16 protein-coding genes are annotated in these 21,819 nt (G+C 63.8%); 1 reads left to right on the top strand and 15 read right to left on the bottom strand.

Annotated features, from left to right (window positions below):
• Nucleotides 1-146: 146 nt before the first annotated feature.
• The gene (locus ACWIE7_RS08065; protein WP_454068986.1) at nucleotides 147-1,199 is read left to right on the top strand and encodes a toll/interleukin-1 receptor domain-containing protein; all 1,053 of its coding nucleotides are present in this window, start codon (nucleotides 147-149) and stop codon (nucleotides 1,197-1,199) included.
• A 251-nt stretch (nucleotides 1,200-1,450) separates the two neighbouring features.
• On the opposite strand, the gene ACWIE7_RS08060 is transcribed toward ACWIE7_RS08065, so the two are convergent.
• The 15 genes from ACWIE7_RS08060 to ACWIE7_RS07990 all read right to left on the bottom strand — a co-directional run bounded on the left by ACWIE7_RS08060 (nucleotide 1,451) and on the right by ACWIE7_RS07990 (nucleotide 21,738).
• Nucleotides 1,451-1,618, bottom strand: a complete 168-nt coding sequence (locus ACWIE7_RS08060; protein ID WP_454068985.1) for a hypothetical protein — start codon at nucleotides 1,616-1,618, stop codon at nucleotides 1,451-1,453.
• Nucleotides 1,619-2,340: 722 nt separating this feature from the next.
• Complete coding sequence (locus ACWIE7_RS08055) at nucleotides 2,341-4,056, bottom strand: hypothetical protein (RefSeq protein WP_454068984.1); 1,716 nt, start codon at nucleotides 4,054-4,056, stop codon at nucleotides 2,341-2,343.
• 347 nt (nucleotides 4,057-4,403) lie between these two features.
• Nucleotides 4,404-4,907, bottom strand: coding sequence for a hypothetical protein (locus tag ACWIE7_RS08050; protein WP_454068983.1), 504 nt, complete (start codon nucleotides 4,905-4,907; stop codon nucleotides 4,404-4,406).
• A gap of 260 nt (nucleotides 4,908-5,167) precedes the next feature.
• Nucleotides 5,168-6,838 (bottom strand): TniQ family protein, encoded by a 1,671-nt coding sequence (locus tag ACWIE7_RS08045; RefSeq protein WP_454068982.1) that lies wholly within the window; start codon nucleotides 6,836-6,838, stop codon nucleotides 5,168-5,170.
• Between the two features lie 1,486 nt (nucleotides 6,839-8,324).
• Nucleotides 8,325-9,365 (bottom strand): TniB family NTP-binding protein, encoded by a 1,041-nt coding sequence (locus ACWIE7_RS08040; RefSeq protein WP_454068981.1) that lies wholly within the window; start codon nucleotides 9,363-9,365, stop codon nucleotides 8,325-8,327.
• Nucleotides 9,362-11,005 carry a transposase gene (locus tag ACWIE7_RS08035; RefSeq protein ID WP_454068980.1) on the bottom strand — a complete coding sequence of 548 codons (1,644 nt, stop codon included), beginning with the start codon at nucleotides 11,003-11,005 and terminating at the stop codon, nucleotides 9,362-9,364. Before ACWIE7_RS08035 ends, ACWIE7_RS08040 begins: the two co-directional genes overlap by 4 nt.
• Nucleotides 11,006-11,535: 530 nt before the next feature.
• Complete coding sequence (locus ACWIE7_RS08030) at nucleotides 11,536-12,255, bottom strand: TnsA-like heteromeric transposase endonuclease subunit (RefSeq protein WP_454068979.1); 720 nt, start codon at nucleotides 12,253-12,255, stop codon at nucleotides 11,536-11,538.
• Nucleotides 12,256-12,991: 736 nt separating this feature from the next.
• Nucleotides 12,992-14,692, bottom strand: coding sequence for a replicative DNA helicase (gene dnaB / locus ACWIE7_RS08025; protein WP_454069005.1), 1,701 nt, complete (start codon nucleotides 14,690-14,692; stop codon nucleotides 12,992-12,994).
• A gap of 634 nt (nucleotides 14,693-15,326) precedes the next feature.
• Complete coding sequence (gene rplI, locus ACWIE7_RS08020; protein ID WP_454068978.1) at nucleotides 15,327-15,779, bottom strand: 50S ribosomal protein L9; 453 nt, start codon at nucleotides 15,777-15,779, stop codon at nucleotides 15,327-15,329.
• A gap of 111 nt (nucleotides 15,780-15,890) precedes the next feature.
• Nucleotides 15,891-16,475, bottom strand: coding sequence for a single-stranded DNA-binding protein (locus ACWIE7_RS08015; protein WP_295648304.1), 585 nt, complete (start codon nucleotides 16,473-16,475; stop codon nucleotides 15,891-15,893).
• 105 nt (nucleotides 16,476-16,580) lie between these two features.
• A complete protein-coding gene (gene rpsF / locus ACWIE7_RS08010) occupies nucleotides 16,581-16,868 on the bottom strand; it encodes a 30S ribosomal protein S6 (protein WP_230929773.1) in 288 nt (95 codons plus the stop codon).
• Nucleotides 16,869-17,032: 164 nt separating this feature from the next.
• Nucleotides 17,033-17,215 carry a hypothetical protein gene (locus ACWIE7_RS08005; RefSeq protein WP_230929772.1) on the bottom strand — a complete coding sequence of 61 codons (183 nt, stop codon included), beginning with the start codon at nucleotides 17,213-17,215 and terminating at the stop codon, nucleotides 17,033-17,035.
• Nucleotides 17,212-18,801 (bottom strand): glycosyltransferase family 87 protein, encoded by a 1,590-nt coding sequence (locus ACWIE7_RS08000; RefSeq protein ID WP_452098200.1) that lies wholly within the window; start codon nucleotides 18,799-18,801, stop codon nucleotides 17,212-17,214. Before ACWIE7_RS08000 ends, ACWIE7_RS08005 begins: the two co-directional genes overlap by 4 nt.
• Nucleotides 18,802-18,823: 22 nt before the next feature.
• A complete protein-coding gene (locus ACWIE7_RS07995; RefSeq protein ID WP_454069004.1) occupies nucleotides 18,824-21,121 on the bottom strand; it encodes a transglycosylase domain-containing protein in 2,298 nt (765 codons plus the stop codon).
• Between the two features lie 167 nt (nucleotides 21,122-21,288).
• A complete protein-coding gene (locus ACWIE7_RS07990) occupies nucleotides 21,289-21,738 on the bottom strand; it encodes a DUF5318 family protein (protein WP_454069003.1) in 450 nt (149 codons plus the stop codon).
• Nucleotides 21,739-21,819 lie beyond the last annotated feature (81 nt).

Raw genomic sequence — 21,819 nt, 5'->3', positions numbered from 1 at the left:
GATTGAAGGATTGTCTATGCACCGACGCTGGTGTGCGCGGACCGCCGAGTATGGAAGAACCGTAGCCATCAATTGTTGCCAGGCGGACTACGGAAGCCCGTGCCCTATCATCCAAAGGGTCATTAATCGACAGCAGGGGGCACAGGTTGAGTACGAGCAATGCTAGCCCGCGAGTCTTCGTCTCTCACGCCAATGCGGATGGCGAATATGTGACGAAGTTCGTCGAAGGCATCCTGATACGCGGCGCGGGGCTTCGTTCAGACGATGTGTTCTACTCATCTGCCGCCGACATGGGCGTCAAGTCAGGCGAGCACCTGATGGAGCGGGTCCGCACAGAGGCAGGCGACTCGGCGCTTGTCATCGCGCTGGTCACCCCGATGTACCAGACGCGGCCTGTGTGCGTTGCCGAACTCGGTGCGGCATGGGCCCGTGATGTGCTCTTCCCCGTCCTGGCACCTGGGATGGACCGGTCGGATCTGGAGGGCGTGCTGCCAGGACTCATGATCAAACCCGCCGATGATGAGACTGTCTTGGACGAGCTAGCTGATCAGATCCGGAAGCTGGGCTTTGAGTTCGAGGCCACGTCGTTCGGGGCGGGCAAGGCTACTTGGCAATCCGATCTGCGCAGAGGTGTCGCTCCCGCGCTTCTGGAACTCTCTCCCAATGCCGATGACCTGAGACGACTCCAACAGGACTTGGCGAACACGCAAGTCGCTCTCGACGAGGCGAAGGCCGACCTGGAGAAAGAACGGGAGCGCAACGATCGGCTCAGCGCGGCAAAGACGGCCACTGAGGTCCGCGAGGCGAACCTTCCCAGTAATGAAAACGAGCGATTCGAGGCACTACGCGGCGATGTAAAAGAAGCGTTTCGCCCCCTAACCCGTGTCGTGGCCGATGCGGTGTGGCACGACATCGCAGAGCAGGAGATGCATCGGCCAGAACGATTCGAGCGCCCGGACGAATACGAAGCGATCAATGACGAGATGAAGGCCGGCAGGCTAAACGTCGACGACGAAACCGGTGAGGTCAGCCCGGACACTAGCTTTCCTGCGGTCGAACGTGCCCGAGACACTGCTCTTGAACTGATGCACTATCTCGACCCCCGAGAGCGCAGTGAGGCCTTCTTCGAGTGGTTCAGAAACGAGTACCAAACGCCGATGGATCTGACTAAGAAGGCCTGTTGGGACGCGGTCATCTAACACAAGTGCCGTGGTGATGTTCATGATAGCCCGTTGTGCCCGGACGCTGTTCTAGTCGGGTGGGATTCACACCGGCAACCACCTGGCCGCGTATGGGAGTGCCGCACCTGCGAAGCGGTCATTCAAGCCGACCCTTCCGGGAAACACATCTTCCATACCGGAAGCGATAGCCAGCCGTAGTCCACACTGCGCCCCATGCTTCCTGATGGAAGGGCCCACTCCGTCGAAGACCGTCGTGCGAGGTTTGGCCGTCAATGCCGGAGCCGCTCCGATGCCCAATTCTTGTGAGCCATGCGCAGGCCGAGTTGCGTTGTCCACTGGGGGTGCGCGCGGCGGAGCCGCGTGTAGACGGATTTGAAGTTCGTGGCATCAAGCAGGTCGCTGATGAGCAGCATCTCGAATGCGGCGGTCTCGATCATGGCGACAGGCCTTGAGTAGCCGACAAGACCTCGCGCACCCGTTGTTCGGCAGAAATCGATGAGTGTCTCGTCTGGCGAGGCCAGGACCTCGCATCCTCCAAGATGGAGGGTTTGCCTTCCGCTCTGCCACTGATGATCTCCGCGAGACTCTTCAGATTCACCTCATCGCGTCCGACATAGAGTGTGTCCCGGCTACCGTGGAACGCGAGCATGCCGAGCTCATATCCGGGCATAGCGCGACCGCTGGGGCCCAGCCATTTGTCCAGGTAGTACTCAAGTTCAACGCGGGTGGCAGCATTCTTGTGAATCACTCTGGCGGCCTCGAACGACTCGAGACAACGTAACGCGGGTTCGATCGTCTCAACGCTGTCGAGGCGATCTCTCCACGGTCCCTCGAAGCACACGAGTCCGGGGGCGCGAGAGCTACTTCACTGTGTCATCGGCGATCCTTAGCATCGTGTTGACCGTCGTTCGGAGCCGTTTTTTCTGCGGGACGGTCGGGATCAGGCAGCTAAGCCTTCTCAGAGGTGATACGTACCCCGAGTTATTCACTCTCGTTGCCGCCTGGCTACCGCGCGACCCAACTTCGGGCGCTGCCTCGCAAGGAACGATGACGATCGTCGGCCAACTCGCGGAGAACGCCCAGTTCGCCTAGTGCCAAGACGTTGCAATGCCCCGTATGTCGTCCGCCGAGCTCGGTTTGGCGAAGAAGTCGTCCTGTTTCACGGGGCACCCTCACCGTTGTCACCAAGCCGGCGGTCGAGGTTCGCTGCAGCTTTGGATATGTGCCTCGAAATGGGGCGTGGCATCCCGTTCGCGTCCAGAAACTCCTGCAGCGACAGTGGCACTGGAAACTTGCGCCAAGTGTAAAGGAACGACACGACATCGCCGGGCACACGGTCCCCGATCCCTTCAAGAAGCTGGAGGTCCTGAAGTTGTAGAATCGAAGGCCTCGCGACACGGCCTTGGAACTCTGCGAAGACCTGCTGCGCCCGCTGACCGTAGTCGAGCTCGGCCAGCATCGAGCTCGGGGTGCCCGAGTTCGGTACCACTACGAACGGGATGAAGATCGCCTCTGGCTGCGGTTGACCGTCAATGCCTAGTCGTCGCACCAGCCGCATCACCGATGCGAACTGCTTGAACTTGCCGTCGGTCAGAACTCTGTTCGCGTCGGCATTGTAAGTTTCCCCGCTGCCGAGTCCCTGAGCGAGCTTGGCGTTCAGAGGATGGTGCGTCGCGTCAACGAGGATCATGACCGGTCCCGCTCGTAAGACCCAGTCGCACACCGAAGGCCTTCGCCCCTTCTTCTCAGTCCACTGTGCTTCCAGTTCGGGTTCCGTAATCAGGGCGTCTACCCGCGCGCTTCGTGCAGTGATGCGGGCGAGGGTGCGTCCGACGACGTCCTCGAACTGATACTTGATCCCCTCGCTGAAGCGCTTCGCCCTCGTCTTGTCGCCCCTGGCCGTGAACGCTGCCATGACGTCGAGCTGGGCGGGGTCGCCGAAGAAGCGTTCAATAGCCCACACTGGGCGAAGAATTAGTAGTTTGCCCTCTCCAAGGTCCAGGAACGGGTAGCGGGTAAACGTGTACCGCTGCAGCTTGACGTCCCCGGCCGCCCGGTCAGCCTCCAGCCGTTCTCGGTAGCTGGACAGGTTTAGCGACATGTTCTCACTGATGAAAGTGCACACCTCCTCGTCGTCAGCGAGGTCGTCGGGCCTGATATGTGTCTGGCCGGCGGCAATCGCCCTATCGATCGCGGCACCCGCGCGGAGAATCTCATCGAGATCGATCCCCGTGGCGTCAGCAAACGTAACGGCTGGGGTCGCCCCAAGGGAGTCGTCGACCCGGTCAACCCACGGTGAGAACCAGAAATCGAACGCATCAGCTTTGAGGCACTCAATTCTGCGCGGCATCGAGAACAGCATGTTGGCGGCCTGACCATGCAGGAACTCGTGTGAGAAGGTGACCAGATCCTCCGTGGCCATAGCTTGGAACCTCGCGTCGAGCGCAGCCATCTCAGCGGACGTCGGAGCACTCGATTCGAACTCCGTGTGCAGCTGTTGTTCTGTAGCGATCGAAATCAGCAGCAGCACCATCTCGTCGGCCGCCAGCGTCTTTGCATTCGACGAGTCCGTTTCCAAGAGTTCGCGCATGAGCTGGGCAGTGGCCTGTGGGACGGCGAACACCCTGCCTCTTCTGACTGCAGCCCGCACTGCTGGCACCCATTCACCCGCACAGCGGAGAAGCAACTCAGTATGCAGCGGCTCCAAACTAGAGTTCTTGGCGGACGCGGTATCCCACTTAGCCTGAATGTCAGCTACTCGGGCGAGGGCGTCAGCGACGTCGATCTCTGGCAGGAGGGCTCGGCGTTCGTCCTCACCCAATGCGGTGATGGTTACCTCGCCCGCGACGAGGACAATTGGCTGATTCTGTTGCATCGACCGAAGCGTTGGTCCGGTCTCGCGGGGTAGGCCCGTCAGGTCCGGCACCGGGACGGTGTACCTCGAGTTCGCCTGCTGGAACCCAGTCGGCTCGATCCCCAACCTGCGCGCCCTTCGTGTTCGCCTGTTCGCCACCCGATGACTATTCCATGCCCGCCAGGGCAGAGGTCGGATCTTGGGGCGGGTCATCCGAGCGCACTACCAGGACGTCCCCACTACTCGAGGCCAAGAGCCCTGTCCTCGACTTCAACGATGTCGGCGACAATGTCGACGCAAAGCTCAAACTGTCACGGACGACCAAGAACCCACAGGCGAAGGCGCCAAGTCAATTTGGAAGCTGCGGACTACGGGGCGCCCAGGACTTTGAACGACGACGCCGTGTACTTTGGCTTCACTTCACCGGCAGGGCCGATCTCCTCGGTGACCGTCACGTCGACCAGGACCGACATGCCCGTGCGTAGCATCGCGATATCAGTGACGGGGATCTTTTTCGGATCGATCTTGACGACCTCACCGGGTTCGATCCCCAGCTGCCAAGCACTAATCTCGCTGACCGTCCGAAGGGTGCCGCGGATGCTGGTCGGCTCAAGCTCGAGTTCGCGGGACGAGATAAGTTCGCCGATGTGAACGAGCTCCGCAGTGGATAGTCGCGCGCGCAGTCGCGGGTGTCGCGGCTGCGTCCAGGCGAGGTCTGGCTCGAATCCCGACTTCACAAGGCCGGTCGAAAAGTCTCGAAGGGTCGTCGCGACGCGCGGCCCGTACTCTCGGATGCGGGCCAGGAAATCGCTGGCGTCTGCGTCCGGGCCAAGGTCGCGGCCGTCGTTGAGCAGTCCCAGCGCACTCTCCATGGCTGTGTCGACGAGCTCGATGGCCGATACAGGTCGAAGTCCTCCGCGACCCCGAGAGCTCGAGCCGAGGGACGCTAATCATCTACGACCACTCCGAGGAAGACGCCGTGGTCCACACACTGCAGGTGGGGCTGGCATATGGCGCAGTCTTTGGGCCGGACGTTGACGATGTCCGGGCCTGGGAAGAAATCAGTTCGGCAGTCACCCGGGATCCCGACTGCTGATCTTGAGCGAGAGACTCGCCAGGAGGGGGGTGAGTTTCAGTTTGTCGCGTCCGCCTGGGCAGCGATAGTGCGAAGGGCGTTCTTTGCGGGCTTACTGAGTCGTCCGCTGAACGCGCGGAGATTCGCTTTCTCCGCGCGGGTGGGTGGTTCGGTCCATCCGGGGCTTGTATCCAGATCAGCATGGGCGACTTCGATCCACATCCATGTAATGGCGTGGGGCAGCGTGACGGCACGCCGCTGTGGATTCTGAGATCTGGCCCACCCGGGAAACCAAATTTCGGGCTCGCAAGCTAGCCGTCTGACGGCGCGTTCGATGCTGCGATAGTTGGTCCCGCTTTCCAACGCGTCCACAACTTGCTCAAATGCGCCCGCGATGTCGTTTGATGACCATTTGACGTGTTTGGTCACTGCTCTTGCTGTGCTGGGCCCCACATCCGCCTGAAACCCGAGTGCGGATGCAGAGTCCGACCATGACCGGCCTGGCCGGATGATTTTAGCTATGCACAAGCTTGCAAATCTTCGACCGAGAGACGAGTGGGCCTTCATGATCGGCCCGATGTACTCCTCGTAGAGATCTTCGGGTAGGACCTGCGGAATGTGCGAATCAGCCAGGTCTTTCCGGACTAGTATCGCCACTTGGCGGGATGGGCTCTGGCGTGTCTGCAGGCACTTCTGGACGATCTTGCTCAGCGTTGGTGCCTGAGGCGTTCGATTGCGGATCCAGGCGGCCTGGCCGACGTGAGTGGCGGGAATGTGAGCTGTCCACGGCTTGAGCATGACTGCTGCGGTTTCGATCGTTGGCGCGGTCAGAATCTGGTGAGCCACTGCTATCGCTTTGCCTCGGATCCTCGGATCATCTGCTGGCCGAATACCCCACCGAGGTCCTCGTAGCTCAGTTCGTCGCACCGCTGCTTCCGCTCGGAGGCCCTCGCCCCAGCCTGCCGCGCTCTCGGGCGTCGAGTGCGTAGCGATGTGCATGAGGAGGACCGCGGTCGCACGCAAGTCAGCGAGGTAGCGCTCCGGCGGCGTTTCAACCCCAAGACAGCTTAACGACACCCCTGCCAATGCTTGACGTACCGCCTTACTGGCTTCGACGTCGTCGTGCGACGACTGCTCTGTTGGGTGGGCCAGGACTGGGTGGCGGCAGTTTCGTCGGGGGCCGAGTGGGTTCCCGCAAGGCTGTGCGGTAGAAAGCTCAGGTCTGAGGGGGCTCGTCCTTCGGCTCCGGAAGCGCTGCCGGCAATGTGCACACGACGGCACCAGGTAGTTCGCGTGGATGTCGCATACAGCGAGGTGAGGAAGTCGCCACTCAATGAGCCATCTTCCCGACCGCACGCATTCGGGACAGATCTGCGTGCCCTGTAAGGGGAACCATCCGCGGGCAGAAATCGCTCGGTAGGCCGCTGCAGACGGTTCAGCGAAGCCGCTGAAGTCCAAGGGCCGACTGTTTCCGAAACGCTGCAGGGTCGCGCTCTTCCCTTGACGGGGTGTGAGCGTTGTCAATTGTTCGATTCGCTCGAGCAGGTCGTCCGATGGTTGAACGAGTGCAAAGGTCAATGATTCTGCGCCGGGCCGGGGGTCGAGCGTGCGGAGCAGTTCCACGGTGGTCAGGTCGTTGGCAAGTGCGGCCCGCTCTAGGTAGGAGTCGAGCGCCTCTCCGTCTGTGAGTTGTACCCGGGTTGGCAGAGGCGTGATCGGGCTGGCCATGACAGTCAGCTGACTTGATCTTGGATGCGGCGTAGGACTTGCTCCCGGCGGCGTCGCTGGAGACCTCGCCCCTCGACTTCCGCGATCACCGAATCACGCAGTTCGAGTAGCTGCACCTTCTGTTCGATCGTCGATTGTGCGTCAACCCGCCAGATGACTTCGAGGGACACGGCTCTGTCCGAGTTCAACCTCGGCCCCTGCTCGGGGTTTTGCATCCACAGCCAGTACTCAAGAGCCTCTCGAGTATCTGGGTTAGCCCCGATTTCGGGCATCAACCACCTGACAGCCGGGCTCGGTAATCCAATTCTGCAGACGGCCGAACCAAGTGTGGGCTGCCGCGTCAGAATCGCCGTCAGCTCCGCAGCGAATGTGGAGGACGCGATGGGAGATGCCTCAACCGAGCCAATCAGAGCACTAGCGCGGCGGCCAGTGCCTACCCTGTCTTGGGCTTGGCTGCCGGGCCCATTTCTATACGTTGTGACGGCTTCATGAACGTCATCGCAGGCCTGTCTGCGCGCGTTCCACATTTCAGCTGCGCCTTGACGCACCCGTGAGTCCTCACTGTGCAAGGTGTGCCATTCTGGATCGCCCGCGGCGAGGTAGATCGTCGGGATGGCGTCTTCGTGAAGTCCGCCCGCATCAACGAGCTTGGAGATCTGTTTTCCAACTCGCATCAGGTTCGAGATTTCTTCCAACGCTTGTAGTCGCGCCGCCCCCGGGTCCCGACTTGGTTCCGTTTTGTTAGGGGGTGGTTCGCAGAGAACACGGAGACTACTCGCCATCGCGTCGTCGAATCCGCGACAGCTCACGATTGGAAGTAGGCAGTTGAGCAGCATCGCTGCACGTTGTGGGGTTAGGACTGCCTGCCCCGTTGTGATCTGGACCTTCTCTAGCCACGTCAGCACGTGCCGTGTCCCGGGTTGGACCTCGTGGGGTCTCACTGCCTTGCTCAGCCGTCGGAGCTGTTTCATCTGAGACAGGAGACGGCCAGTGATGGTGAAGGCTTCGCGGTTATCACGGAGCAGATTATTTACGCGAGCTTGGAGCGCCAAAACTCTATCGCTCGCCGCTTCTGGCCTGGGCGGTTCCGGGTGGTTTGCTTGGAGGAAGACGCCGTGCTCTTCGCAGGCAAAACGCAGCCAGGTCTTCTCGCAATGCGAGCGGATTCCCTGTACTTCACACTCAGGGCAGACCCACCGCTTCCCTTGAAGAAGCCCTACGAGCCGGGGCGCAGGGCTTCTTTGCCGATGGCGGGGCGACATTGCATCCAGTTCATCTGGACTCACCGATAGACGATGTGCAAGCTCGCTCAGTGGGAGTTCCTTGCGGCGGGTCAGATCCGCTGTAGTCAGCCCCTGACAACCGTTGAGTAGAAGCGAGACGGGGACGTCATTCGCGCTAGCACACCGTGTGACGAACGACGCCAGGGTTTCTTGCATAGCGGGTGCGAACCGTGTGGGCAGTGGGTTGGAGTAGACAGTGGCGGTCATGCTCGACCCCCGGGCAACATCGCCTCCCGTGCCTCCGCGCGTGCGCTGAGAGGTACTGCCTCGATGAGGGCCCGAGTGATCGCTCCGTTCCCGTCCTCGATTGCTCGGCCGGCAGTTCCAGCCAATAGGTCTCGGACGTCGCCTAGGTACCCTTGCGTCCGCTTCCAAAGCAGTCCGGCGAAGTCGTCGTGCAGCACGCCCGCAGAAAGCCCGGGAAGATACGGAGCGAGAGCACGCTCCTGTGACGCCAACATGGTTTGCCATCGGAGGGGTCCCCCGTCCTGGTAGACGTCTATCGGGCCCAAGGAGTGGGCTTTCAACCTGGCGGAAATCTGCGGGTCGGTGAGCAGTTCGCCCCCGTCGAGGTTGGCACCCACGAGGACGATTGAGGCACCTAGTTCTCCGAGCTCAGTATTGAGCACCTTGACGTGATCAAGCACCTCTCTGCCGATCCGTTGACCAGTGTTGAGCAAGTGTGCGTCGTCAATGATCAGTAACCGCACGAGATGCCGCTCGCATGCTCCTAAGACTCGTCCAGTCTGAAGACGCGCTAGACCCTCCCCCGGAAGCCCTAGAAACTCTAGGATCACAGCATTCAGATCCTTCACTCTCGCGGCAGAGGGCAGGTTCACCCAGCAGACCGGAACGACGTCGCACTCCGTATGAGGGTCTGGGTTCCAAACCGGCCGACCATCCGGTCCGGAAGCCGGGTACTTCGTCGCCAATTCTCGGTGTCGTTCCATCGCCCAGCGCTTGACGAATGTGCTTTTTCCTGCACCGTTCGGACCGGTAACCGACATGAATGTCTTCGCCCCGGGCAGGGAATCATCGTTGGCCCGCACGATTTCGGATAGATGACGCGCAATAGCCTCTAGGTCGGGCGTCGTGAAAAATTGTGCGCGGTACCACTTTCTGACCTGAGTTGCATAGTGTCCACGGCTTTCAGGGCTAGCCGCGCGTAGCTCCGCGGCCGTGAGTGGGTCCGGTTCCCTTACGTGCGTCTCGATGCTCGCCCGGTGCCACCGCCGCGCCGTCATTGCTTCTCAATAGCGTAGTCAAGTGGAAGCCGGCCCCAAGGGGCGTCGAAGTCGATGGGGCTCGTACTGAGCGTTTCCGTAGTAGGTGGATCCGGAGACGTCGGAGTTCGTGTTGTCGCTTCTACTGCCTCGTTGAGGTCACGACGAGACTGCTGCCTCCGTAGGCGCGCCGCGCGGATCCGCGCTGGCTCGTCGAACTTCTCTGCATGCGTGGTGAGCTCGGTGAGTTCTTCTGCAATGAGGTATTGGGACCTTTCGCGGGAGATCATCTTCTTACCTCCGCGGTTCTTAGCGACTTTCCACGCGGCATCTACAAGGGCATCTGTCATGGGCGCGTGTGTCAAGCCGGCGCCTTTCCAGGGAACCTCGTTGACCTCATTGGTTTCTGGGTCACGGAACCACAGCCTGCTGAGGTCGTGGGGATCGCGATAGAACGGCGCGGCAGCGTCCCCCTCGCGAAATCGCCCTTTTCGTCCGTTCCGGTACGCATCAAGGCACTCGGCGTCATAGATGAGGTTCTTACATTTGACACCGCCATGTGCGATTACGGCCCAAGAAATCGGGAGAAAATCGAAAACCATGTCGGCACGCTGAGGAACATCGATACAACCCGTGAGCTCTGTGAGGACGTCCCACATCTCGAGCGGCGTAAATCTCGCATTGGGTTCCCCCGGAACGCGCAGTCCCGCGTGCTCTGTCCGGTGATAGTCCAAGCTCACAAATCTCCGGAGGTGTTGCTCTAGTTCGTTGGCAGTCAATAGGGCTTCTGTCGCGACCTTGGCGCCGCGTTCCCCTGGGTTCCTGCCCTTGTAGCCCGGGATTTGCTGCCACGCACGCTGCAAAGTCTCATGGAAACGCTCGATATGCGGGTTGTCTGTTGGCCTGCCCCCTCGGGTCGGCAGGTAGTCGATTCCGAGCGACGCAAGAGTGTCTTGAAAGTGCGCTGACATGAAGTTAGAGCCGTGGTCACTTCGCACTGCATCTGGCAACACTGAAGGGATAACCTGCTCACCCTGAAGGGTTGTGTAGTCCGGCAGTACGTCAGTCTTCCCGTCAGCCGTGGTCATCAGAGATACCTGCCCCGGCAATCCGCACCACCTCCAGTCAGAGACGGATGTCCCTTCGACGAGCATGGAGAAAGGTCGGCACACGTCATAGAGGAGTAGAGCCGCGTCAACTGCGTCAGCGGACTTTGGGACGACGCGCAACGCCAACACGACTCGGGTCGCCACATCGATCGCGGTGAGAACTTCGACACTGAAGACTTCTCCAGTTTCCACGTCCCTCACCAGACAGTCTGCTCGGGTCGCGTCGATCGCAACGACCTGCCCTGGCCGCATGGCCGGGTAGTGCTCGTAGCCCGAGGTGTTTCGCAGTGAGCGGGTCTTCTGGGTACGCGTCGTCGCACCACGCGTGAACGTGAGCCACGAGAGGTACTGGGATTTTATGCGCTTCGCTGGCTGTTTGTACTCCACACCACCTTGTTTGAGCGCAACGGTGATCCTTCGGTCCAGCTCAGCGATGTTGACCGCAGACCGGTCCCCGTCGAAGGTGCGGGCGAGCGCTTCTGCGACCTCTCGATAGGCCTCATCGATCTGTGCCCACTCCTTGCGGGGCTTTAGCGCACGGCCATCGATCAACCCGACTAGCCCGTTTCGTCGCCAGTTCTGGATCCAGCCACGAATTGAACTAGGTGAGGGAGAGCTACTCGCCTTGTCCCCCTGAGCGAGTTTGCGTTGACGGGTCCGATCCACCTCAAACTCGCTAGCCAAATAAGCCGCCATCGCGTCTGCTCGGGCTGACTCAGACTCGCCGCTGTGCGTGCCAAACGGATGCCGAGGCTCGCCAGGTCGCGCCAAGTCAGGGTGCCCATCTCGATAGCCTGTCAAGACCTCTTGGACGACTTCGAGCTTGAAAAGCGCGGATTCTCTCGCGCTTACCGAAAGGGCGTCCCACAGCGGCTGTAAGGCCGCGGAGGAAGCGACCACCCTTCCGTCGACTACCTGGCGCGCTTCGGTTAGCTCGCCAAAGTTGATGGTTTCGTCGACCCCAGTAGCCGCCTTGACCTCCAATCCACCCGGCAGGACACCAGTGACGCGGTATAGGCCACCGGGCATCAGGATCAGGTCGCCGCGTCTGATAGGTGTACGCGCGTTAGGGCGCCTAATGCTCACAGCGCACCTACCGAGGATCGAATCTCACTGTCGAGGTCAATTCGACGCTGTAGATCACACACGAGGTCTCCGGACCAGATGAGATGCCAAATCCCAGCTTTGACCTTTCCGTCCCCCTGATCCAGACGCATCAACTCGCCAAGCGTCACTACTTCATGAAGTCGAACCTCCTCGATAACGAGAGGCCGCACGGAATCGATCCAGCACGGTGGCCTACGAAATCCTTGCAGCCACAACAGATTCAGTCTCTCCACCAGATCGAGTTCGGCGAACACTTGGTAGCTCCACCCGAAACCCGCACAGGCTTCCCTTGTGACCGGAACTGCTTCGAGGAACTTTGCGTCCTGTTTCTCAACCGGCCGGGCATCCCAGATCGTCACCAGGTTGAATTCATCAACCGACATTAGGTCGGGAACATGAGACTTTCGCCCCGATTGCGTCACCCATGTGACTCGGCATGGTTGCGGAACCAACCACTGCACCTGCGGATCTCTATCCAGCTTCCGCACGAGGTCGTGCTCAAGGCCGGACTCGACGTCCAGCACCCGACCGACCGTCTGACTCCAAGCTCGCGCGGAGATGTTCTTCGACCGCGTACTTGCACGAACTTTCCGGAACGGCCTAATACGAGAGAAATCGGTTGGGGGAAGGTCCTCCAACCATTCCTGCGCCTCCGGCTCACCGTCCCACCGGAAGGACCATGTGATTGAGGTCATCAGACACCCCGCTGGGGGTTGACGAACCGGGTTTCGAAACTATCTGCTAGACATAGCAAAGGGTTCCTCCGTTGAGACAAGTCCTGCTGTCACAGGTGAAGTCCCACACGAAAGTGTGGGTAGATCCAGCGAGAAGGTCGGGTGGCCGCCCGGCCTTCTTTCGCATTTCGGTGCTCTACACCGATCGGCGGGTTCTACGTCGTGGCTGCCCCCGAATCTCCAAGAGCCTGCGCGAGTAGGTCGGCAACAACACCACTCACTGGCTTCTGGTTTCGGTTCGCGGTCTCATAGATCCTCGCGGCCAGCGCTGCTGGCAGTCGAGCGGAGACAAGAACACGCTCGTTCGGCTTCAGCTGCTGAGCACGCAAGCGAGGCCTGCCGGTTCGCGCAGGTTGAAGATCAACTCGAGGTACGTGATCAGCGGGCGACATGGTAGGCCTCCAAGCGCGAGTCGGAGTACATATCCGTCCTCGTTGCTAACGATATGCCTCGTGACCTGCACTGTCCACAGAATCGCAAAGAGCGACCACTACATATGTAAAGCGAACAAAGCCGTAGAGCTTCTGACCTGCGCCTTTGCAGATCTCCGTTCATCTAGATTGACCAGACCGCAGCGCCCGGACCTACGGCGGTAATTAGAACTGCCTGGTCAGAAGGAAACTGGTGTCCGCAAGCCGGGTCCGCTCGCCAATCTAGAAGGCGATTTCGCCAATCTAGACCGCACAGCGACAGGCATTTACAGCCCCCGCGCCATGTCCACGAACCGCGAGTAGTGCAGCTGGTGCGCCACCGTGATCGTGGACGTGGGGCCACCACGGTGCTTGCCCAGGATCAGGTCGGCCTCGCCGGCCCGCGGGTCATCCCGCTCGGTGGAGTCCGGGCGGTGCAGCAGCATGACGATGTCGGCGTCCTGCTCCAGCGAGCCGGACTCACGCAGATCGGAGACCTGGGGCCGCTTGTCCGTACGCTGCTCGGGGCCACGGTTCAGCTGGGAGATGGCGATCAAGGGCACGTCGATCTCCTTGGCCAGCAGCTTGAGCTGACGCGAGAACTCGGAGACCTCCTGCTGCCGCGACTCGACCTTCTTGCCCGAGGACATCAGCTGTAGGTAGTCCACCACGATCAGCCGCAGGTCGTGCTTCTGCTTGAGCCGCCGCGCCTTGGCGCGGATCTCCATCATGGTGAGGTTGGGCGAGTCGTCGATGTACAGCGGCGCCTCGGAGATCTCGCCCATCCGCCGCGCCATCCGCGTCCAGTCCTCGTCGCTCATGGTGCCCGACTTCATATCGGACAACTTCACGCGGGCCTCGGCGCTCATGAGTCGCATGACGATCTCGGTCTTGCTCATCTCCAGCGAGAACATGACCGAGGCCAGGCCGTTCTTGATGGAGCACGACCGCATGATGTCCAGACCGATGGTCGAGTTGTGCGTGGGGATCCCGGTGGGGCCGGCGAGGTACAGGTGATCTGCCGCCGCCACCTCGATGCACCGGACCGGAACGCTCTCCGCGCTGCGTACATCGGTGATGACGCGGGTGCCGCGGCCCGAGTCGGGATGCTCGGGGATGACGATCCCGAAGTCGCACACCAGCATCAGGGTGTCGAGCGACTTGGTGGTGACCACCTGTTCGGTGCCGCCCATCTCGATACGCCACTCGTGCTCGGCATCGGCCACGATCTCCGCGCCGTCGCTGAAACGCACTGTGAAGCAGGGGCGGTCCTGCCACACCTCGGTCGCGCCGGTGACCTCGGTCGGCGTGCCGTCGACCCCCAGGACCCGATCGCCCACCGCGACCTCGCCCATCGTGGTCTCGCCGTCCGGCGTGGGCAGGACTGTGTCGAGAGCGAGGGCCTTACCGACGCCGGGTCGCGCGGCGATGATGATCATCTGTCCGCCGTGCAGACCGTTGGTGATGGAGTCGAGGTCCGCGAAGCCGGTGGGCACACCCTTGCTCAGCCCGCCGGCGGTGTGGATCGCGTCGATCTCGTCCATCGTCGGCTGCAGCAGCTCTTCGATGACCACGAAGTCCTCGGTGGTCCGGCGCTCCGTCACGTCGAAGATCTCGGCCTGCGCCCGGTCCACCACCTCGGCCACGTCGGCGCCCTCGGAGCCGGAATAGCCGTACTGCACGATCCGCGTGCCGGCGTCGACGAGCCTGCGCAGCACCGCCTTCTCCGAGACGATCTGGGCGTAGTAGCCGGCGTTGGCCGCCGTGGGCACAGTCGAGATGAGGGTATGGAGGTAGGGCGCCCCGCCGGCCCGCCGCAGATCGCCGCGGCGCTCCAGCTCCGCGGCCACCGTCACCGCGTCCGCGGGCTCGCCCCGCGCGTAGAGGTCCAGGATCACGTCGTAGATCGCCTGGTGCGCCGGCTTGTAGAAGTCGTTCGGCTGGATCTCCTCCACCACATCAGCGATGGCGTCCTTACTCAGCAGCATGCCGCCGAGCACCGACTGTTCGGCGGTCAGGTCCTGCGGCGGGGTCCGCCCGAACTCTCCGCCACCGCCGCCGTCCTCGGGAGGCGGTGGCATATCGCCGGGATCGTCGTATCCCCCCTGCGCCATGACCGCTCCTCTCCGCTGTAGTGCTGATGTTGACGCCGTGCGTGGCCGTACCGCCGCTGCCGCCCGGGACACCGGCGCGCCCTCGCGACTCCTCCACTGTAGGGCACCGCTACGACACGCCCGGCTCACATCCCCCTGGGTTATCCACAGGCTTTTCCACAATCGCGAGTGCGGGGTTGTGGAGAACTGTGGATGGGCGTGAGTTATGCAGGAGCGATCTGGGCTCTGCTGTGGATAACCAGTGGAAATCGCAGGTCAGTTGGTATAAACCTGCAGGTCACCGGTATCGCCGCAGGTAGAGCGTCCGGTGGATTACTTCCGATACCACGTCACGATTGGGGACACAATGGATAACGAAAGATGAACCCGGGCAATCGTCCAGCCGACAAAACCGTAGCTTTCCTACCGAGTTATCCACAGGGCGTCCACAGCCCTTGCGTGCCTGCCGAAGTGCGAGGGCCCCGGCCGTCGTGGTGACGGCCGGGGCCCTCGGGCCTGGTCAGATCGATCAGCCGGGGACGACCTCCACCGCGACGCGCGCGGTGGTCTCGTGACCCAGGTCGACGACGACGCTGTGCGCGCCGGTCGACTTGATGTGCTCCTTGGGCATGTGCACCGAGCGCTTGTCGAGCGTGGGGCCACCGGCGGCCTTCACGGCCGAGGCGACATCGCCCGCGGTGACCGAGCCGAACAGCTTGCCGGTGTCGGAGGTCTTGACAGCGACCTTGACGTCGGCCAGCGACTCGAGCTTCTGCTTGAGCTCGTTGGCGTGGTCCGAGTCGCGCACCTCACGGGCCTCTTGGGCCCGCTTGATGGACTCGATCTGGCGCTCGGCGCCCGGGGTGGCCACGATGGCCAGCCCGCGCGGGAGCAGGAAGTTACGACCGTATCCGCCCTTGACCTCGACGATGTCGCCCGGAGCACCGAGCTTGTCGACGTCGGCGGTGAGGATCAGCTTCATGATCCGTCTACCTTTCTTCCCTCCGACGATCCGACCCGGGCCGGGTTGTCGCGAGGTCATGTCTCATGCTTGTGGGGTGGGGCGGGAAGTGCCCCTGGGAATCGACCCGATCTAAAACGGGGGCTCGTCTTCCATGCCGCCGAAGCCACCGGATCCGCCGGCCTGCGGGGCGCTGCCCCACGGGTCGTCGTTCTGCGGACGTCCCTGGCCTCCGCCATAGCCGCCCTGTGACTGGCCTCCACCGAAACCACCCTGCGGCTGGCCTCCGCCCTGGAAACCGCCACCCTGGCCGCCCCCACCCTGGAAACCGCCACCCTGGCCGCCTTCGCGGGGGGTGCGGGTCACCTTGGCGGTGGCGTACTTCAGCGACGGACCGACCTCGTCGACCTCAACCTCATAGACGGTGCGCTTCTCGCCCTCACGCGTCTCGTACGACCGCTGCCGGAGCCGGCCGTTGACGATGACGCGCATGCCCTTCTGCAGCGACTCCGCGACGTTCTCCGCAGCCTGCCGCCAGACGTTGCAGGTAAGGAACAGGCCTTCGCCGTCCTCCCACTGGTTGGTCTGCGAATTGAAACGACGCGGCGTCGAGGCGATCCGGAAGTTCGCGACCGCAGCACCCGACGGCGTGAACCGCAGCTCGGGGTCCGCGACGATGTTTCCTACGACCGTGATCGGGGTATCGCCCTGTGCCATGCGCTTCTCCTCCGTGTAGAAGACCTGCGTGTGAAGTCCTGAGGTGGATGGTGGTCGAGGCCGACCGACCGCGCCCAGATTACCGGGCCGGTCGGACAGTCAGACTCACTTGTCGGCGCGCAGCACCTTGGTGCGGAGCACGTTCTCGTTCAGACCGAGCTGACGGTCGAGCTCCTTGACCGCGTCCGGGCTGGACTTGAGCTGCACGACGGCGTAGATGCCCTCGGACTGCTTGTTGATCTCGTAGGCGAAGCGGCGCTTGCCCCAGACATCGACCTTGTCGACCGAACCGCCCTCTTGCCGGATCACGTTCAGGAACGTATCCAGCGACGGCGCCACGGTGCGCTCGTCGAGACTCGGATCGAGGATGACCATTACTTCGTATTGACGCACGGGACCTCATCACCTCCTGTGGACTACAGATTCGGCCACGGTGTCTCCGTGGCAGGAGGGTCGTTGCGTCAGCAACCGTTCAAGGCTACCCCGTGCGGTACCGAGCGGCGAAATCCCGTTACCGCTGGCAGCGCGGACGTGGGTGCGGGTGGGCGCCCGGGAGGCTAGATGGCCATGGTCAGTGCCTGCGTCACCGGGATCACGGTGAGGAACAGGAACGCGGCGACCGTCCAGCCGATCCACACCGGCTGTCGCCAGCCCGCCCGGTAACCGCCGGCAGCGGTGACCATGCAGATGAACCCGATGAGGATGAAGGAGAACATCCAGATCATTTCGCTTGTGGTCATCGGTCGGCGTTCTCCTTCTGGGGCTTCTGCCCGGGGGTGATCGGGGCGGCCGGATCGGAGCCGACCCCGGGTGGTGTCGCGACGGGGCGATCGGTCGGGTCCGCGAGCACTCCGGCGAGCGGATCCGTCCCGTCCGGGTCGTCCCGGTGGCTCCGCCGGACCACGTCGAGGTCCGGGCGGTAGATCTCGGTGATCACCACCGCGCAGACCGCCACCACGAGCAGGCCGCGCACCAGGACGAGCACGTGGAACAGCTCGGGATCGATCCCCCGGTTGGCCACCCCGTGGAAGTACGACATGTGGGCGACCCACAGCAGGGCGTCGAACGCCATCCACGGCAGCAACAGCTTCACGCGCGGCACGGCGAGCACCGCCAGCGGGATCAACCACAGCGAGTACTGCGGGCTCCACACCTTGTTGGTGAGCAGGAAGATCGCCACGATGAGGAACGCCAGCTGCGCGACGCGCGGCGTGGTGGCCGCGGTCAGTCCGATCGCGAGTACCGCGACGCAGCCGAGCGCGAACAGCACCAGCGAGACGGTGTTCAGAGTCGCGGGCGCCTCGCCGGCGGCGCGGCCCGCGTCGAAGCCCGCCCAGCCGGTGAGCCCCTGGACCACGGCGTAAATGCTCTCAGGGTTCGCGGGCCGGTCCGAGTTGAGGCGGAAGAACTCTCGCCAGCCCTGCGGGAACGGGATCAGGATCGGCAGGTTGACCGCCAGCCAGGCGACCACCGCGGCGGCGAGCGCCTTCGCGAGTTCGACGAAACGTCGTCGCCGGATCGCCACCACGAGCAGGGCACCGAACAGGAAGAGCGGATACAGCTTGGCCGCCACGCCCAGTCCCAGCACGACGCCGGCCCAGACGGGGCGGCGGCGTGCCCACAGCAGCAAGGCGACGGAGGCCAGTGCGACGGCCATGACGTCGTAGTTGGTGAACGCCTGGAAGATCACGAGCGGGCTGGCCGCCATGAGCAGCGTGTCCCAGGGTCGGCGCCCGGCCGACCGATAGGTCGCCCACACGGCGACCATCCACATGATGGCCAGCAGCACCGCGCCCAGGACGAAGTACTTCACCACCTCGATGGGCCCACCGGGGAAGACCGCCTGCCACGCCTGCGCGCCTTGCGCGGTGACGTACTGGAACAGCCCCGAGATCACGGGGTACTCCATGAAGCGGACCTCGCCGGCATCGGTCGTCCACGTGTACTTGTAAGGGAACGCCCCCGCGCTCAGGCCCTCGGCGGAGTACAGCGGCAGCGGGTCGGCGTAGCAGGCCTTGTAGTACTGGCGTCCGTCCCACATGAGTCCGGGCTGCGACCCGTCGGTGGGGTGGGAGGTCTCCAGACAGGCGGCCTTCGAGAAGAAGCCGAACGCCAGGAAGATCACGGCGAAGAGCATGACCACGCGCAGCGGCGTCCAGAAGCGCTGGCGGCCGACCGCGGCATGCCTGCCGACCGGCCCGCCCCACGCGTCGAGAACGGTGGCCGCCGGGCCGTCACCGGGGCGGACGCGCTCCTGCGGGGACAGCGAACGGAGGTCCTCGTCGAGCGGCAGCGGAGAGAGGCGACCGTTGCTCAGCACGGCCACACTCTAGTCCACGGCGCGGGCGTCAGGCCTCGCCGCCGCCACCGCCGGTACCGCCGCCTCCGCCGGTACCGCCACCACCAGCGTTGCCTCCGCCACCGGTGTCACCGCCGGTGCCCGCCCCGCCGTCACCCGGATCTGGGGCGGTTCCGGGCTGCGCCGGCGCCGGCTGACCGCCACCGGCGCCGGGGATCACGATCTCGGGAAGTCCCGGGACCTGGATCGTCAGCGGGGGCGCCGCGGGCGCGGGCGGCTGCGGGGTGGGCTCGTCCGGGACGACGGGCGCGGGCTGGGTCTGGGTGGCCGTGGCCCCGCCGCCGCCACCGGCCGAGCTGGAGCCCGAGGACTCCCAGGAGGGTGCGCCCGCCTGGCCGCCGATCATGCCGGGTGTGGGGAACTGCTCCCAGTCGCTGCCCGACAGCGCGCCGTCCATCACGGACTTCCAGATGTCGGCGGGCAGCCCGGAGCCGTACATGGTGCCGCCGTAGGCGTTGAACAGCGGCTTGTTGTCGTCCGTACCCACCCAGACCGCCGTGGCGATGGAGGGGGTGTAGCCGACGAACCAGGCGTCCTTGTTGTAGCCAGTGTCCCCGAGCTGTGTGGTTCCGGACTTGGCGGCGGAGGGCCGACCGCCGGCCAGCGTGTGACCGTTGGAGTAGGCAGCGATCGGCGCCATCGCGGAGGTCAGGTTGTTGGCCACGTCGGCGTCGATGACCTCCTCGCCCCCCGGCGAGGAGTTGTCGAGCAGGACCTCGCCCTCGGCGGTCTCGACCCGCTCGATGAAGTGGGCCGGTCGGTAGACGCCCTCGTCGGCGAAGGTGGCCAGCGCGTTGGCCATGTCGCGCACGCGGATCGGGTACTGGCCCAGGATGATGCCGTCGTACGGGTCGCTGCCCTGCTCGGTCAGCGTCTCCCACTCGAGGCCGGGGATCTGCTTGGCGACACCGGCGCGGTGCGCGATCTCGCGGGTGTCGTTGGCGCCGTTGTCGAGCATCCGCTGGAGGCGGATGAACGAGGTGTTGAGCGACATCTTGAGGGCCTGCGCCACCGAGCACGAACCACAGGACTGGCCGCCCACGTTGGTGACGGTGACGTTGCCGGTGGTGACGGGTGCCGAGGACACCGTGGTCCCCAGACCGATGCCCTGCTCGAGGGCGGCGGCCACGCCGAAGATCTTGAAGACCGAGCCGGTCTGGAGCGGGGCGTTGGCGTAGTCCCAGCCCTCGGCCTCATCGCCGCCGTAGTAGCCGATCACGCCGCCGGTGCGGGGGTTGACCGAGACCACGGCGGTGCGGGTGTCCGCGTTCTCGCCCTGCATGTTGTTGCGGACCCCGTCGAGGACGGACTCCTGCGTTTGACGATCGATCGTGGTGACGATCTTCAGACCGCGGGTGTTGAGCATCTGCTCGTCGATACCGGCCATCGCCAGCTCGGCCAGGACCTGCCGACGGATCGGGCCGTTGCTCGGGTCGCCGACGTTCTGCTCGATGGCCTGCGGGTCCTCCACGACCTGCGGGAACACGGCGTTGGCGCGCTGCTGCGCGTCGATGGCGCCCATGTCGCGCATGCCGTCCATCACGTAGTTCCAGCGCCCCTCCGAGGCGGCGGCGTTGTTGAGCGGGTCCAACGCGGACGGCGACTGGATGACGCCGGCAAGCAGCGCACCCTCCTCAACGGTGAGGTTCTCGACGGGCTTGTTGAAGTAGGCGTTCGACGCGGCGGCGATGCCGTAGGCGCCGCGGCCGAAGTAGATGGTGTTGAGGTAGGCCTCGAGGATCTGGTCCTTCGACCACTCCTGCGTCATCTTGGCCGCGATGATGATCTCTTTGGCCTTGCGCTCGTAGGTGACCTCGTCGCCGACCATCGTGTTCTTGACGTACTGCTGAGTGATGGTGGAGCCACCGCCCGCGGTGGACTCACCGGTGACCTGCCCGATCACCGCACGGCCGATGCCGGTGGGGTCGTAGCCCTCGTTGGTGTAGAAGCTGCGGTCCTCGGCGGCGATCACCGCGTTGCGCACGTGCACGGGGATCATGTCGATGTTGACGAGCGTGCGATTGCCCTCCGGCGGCACGATGCGGCCGATGAGCGTGGTGCCGTCGCTCTCGTAGATCTCGGAGATCTGGTTGGTGGCGACGCTGCCGGGGCGCGGCACGTCGGTGCGGGAGTAGGCCACCCCCACGATCACCGCCGGGATGACCAGGACGACGACGACGAGGAGGATCAGAGTCGTCCAGACAGGGTGACGACGGGCCCAGCCGCGCCGCGCGGAATCGTCGTGATCCCCGTCAGCGCTGCGGTCCTTCTGATCACTTCGCGACATCATCTATCCTCCTGCGAGCAGGTCCGACCCGTCCGGGCGACCCCCGGTGGCGGTGCTCTGGCCTCCATTGTGTACGACAAACGGCTCATCGAAGAACCGTCGCACGTCACAGGACATTCCCGAGGGGTCGACGAAAGCCGTCGCGCGGCGACTCGTCGAATCGGGACTCAGGGGCGGCGGCGCAGCTCCCGGGCGGCCCGGCGGGTCCGTCTGCCCGTGCCCTCCGGCAGGCCCACCTCGTACGAGAGCACCAGGTGATTCCACGAGCAGCTACGGCACACCTCCACCACGTGGACGGTGAATTGGTCGTGGGTCAGGGCAAGTTGCTCGATCTCCTCGTCGCTGCGGGCCGAGCCCGAGGAGGAGCCGAGGTCGTCGCCGAACACCCACGACACCTCCGTGAGGTTCTCCTTGCGGCACACCGGGCAGACGGTCTCGGTGGTCTCGCCGTGGAACCCGGCCGCGCGCTGGAGGTACACGTCCGCGTCGCACACCTCGCGCAGCGACAGCCCGCCCGCCTGCAGTTCGGCCAGCACGCCCCGTCGGCGCAGCGCGAAGTCCACCACCCGTCGACGCCGGAGCGCCGCACGGCCGGCGGGTTCCTCCGTCCCCGGCACGGGGCCGGGTCGCGGGTCGCGGAAGTCGGCCTGGTCCACGAGGCCAGCCTACGACCCCGGGCCCGGACCGGGCGCGGACCG

This window comes from Dietzia sp. NPDC055343 (assembly GCF_053645265.1).
This window is presented reverse-complemented; position numbering and strand designations above follow the sequence as displayed.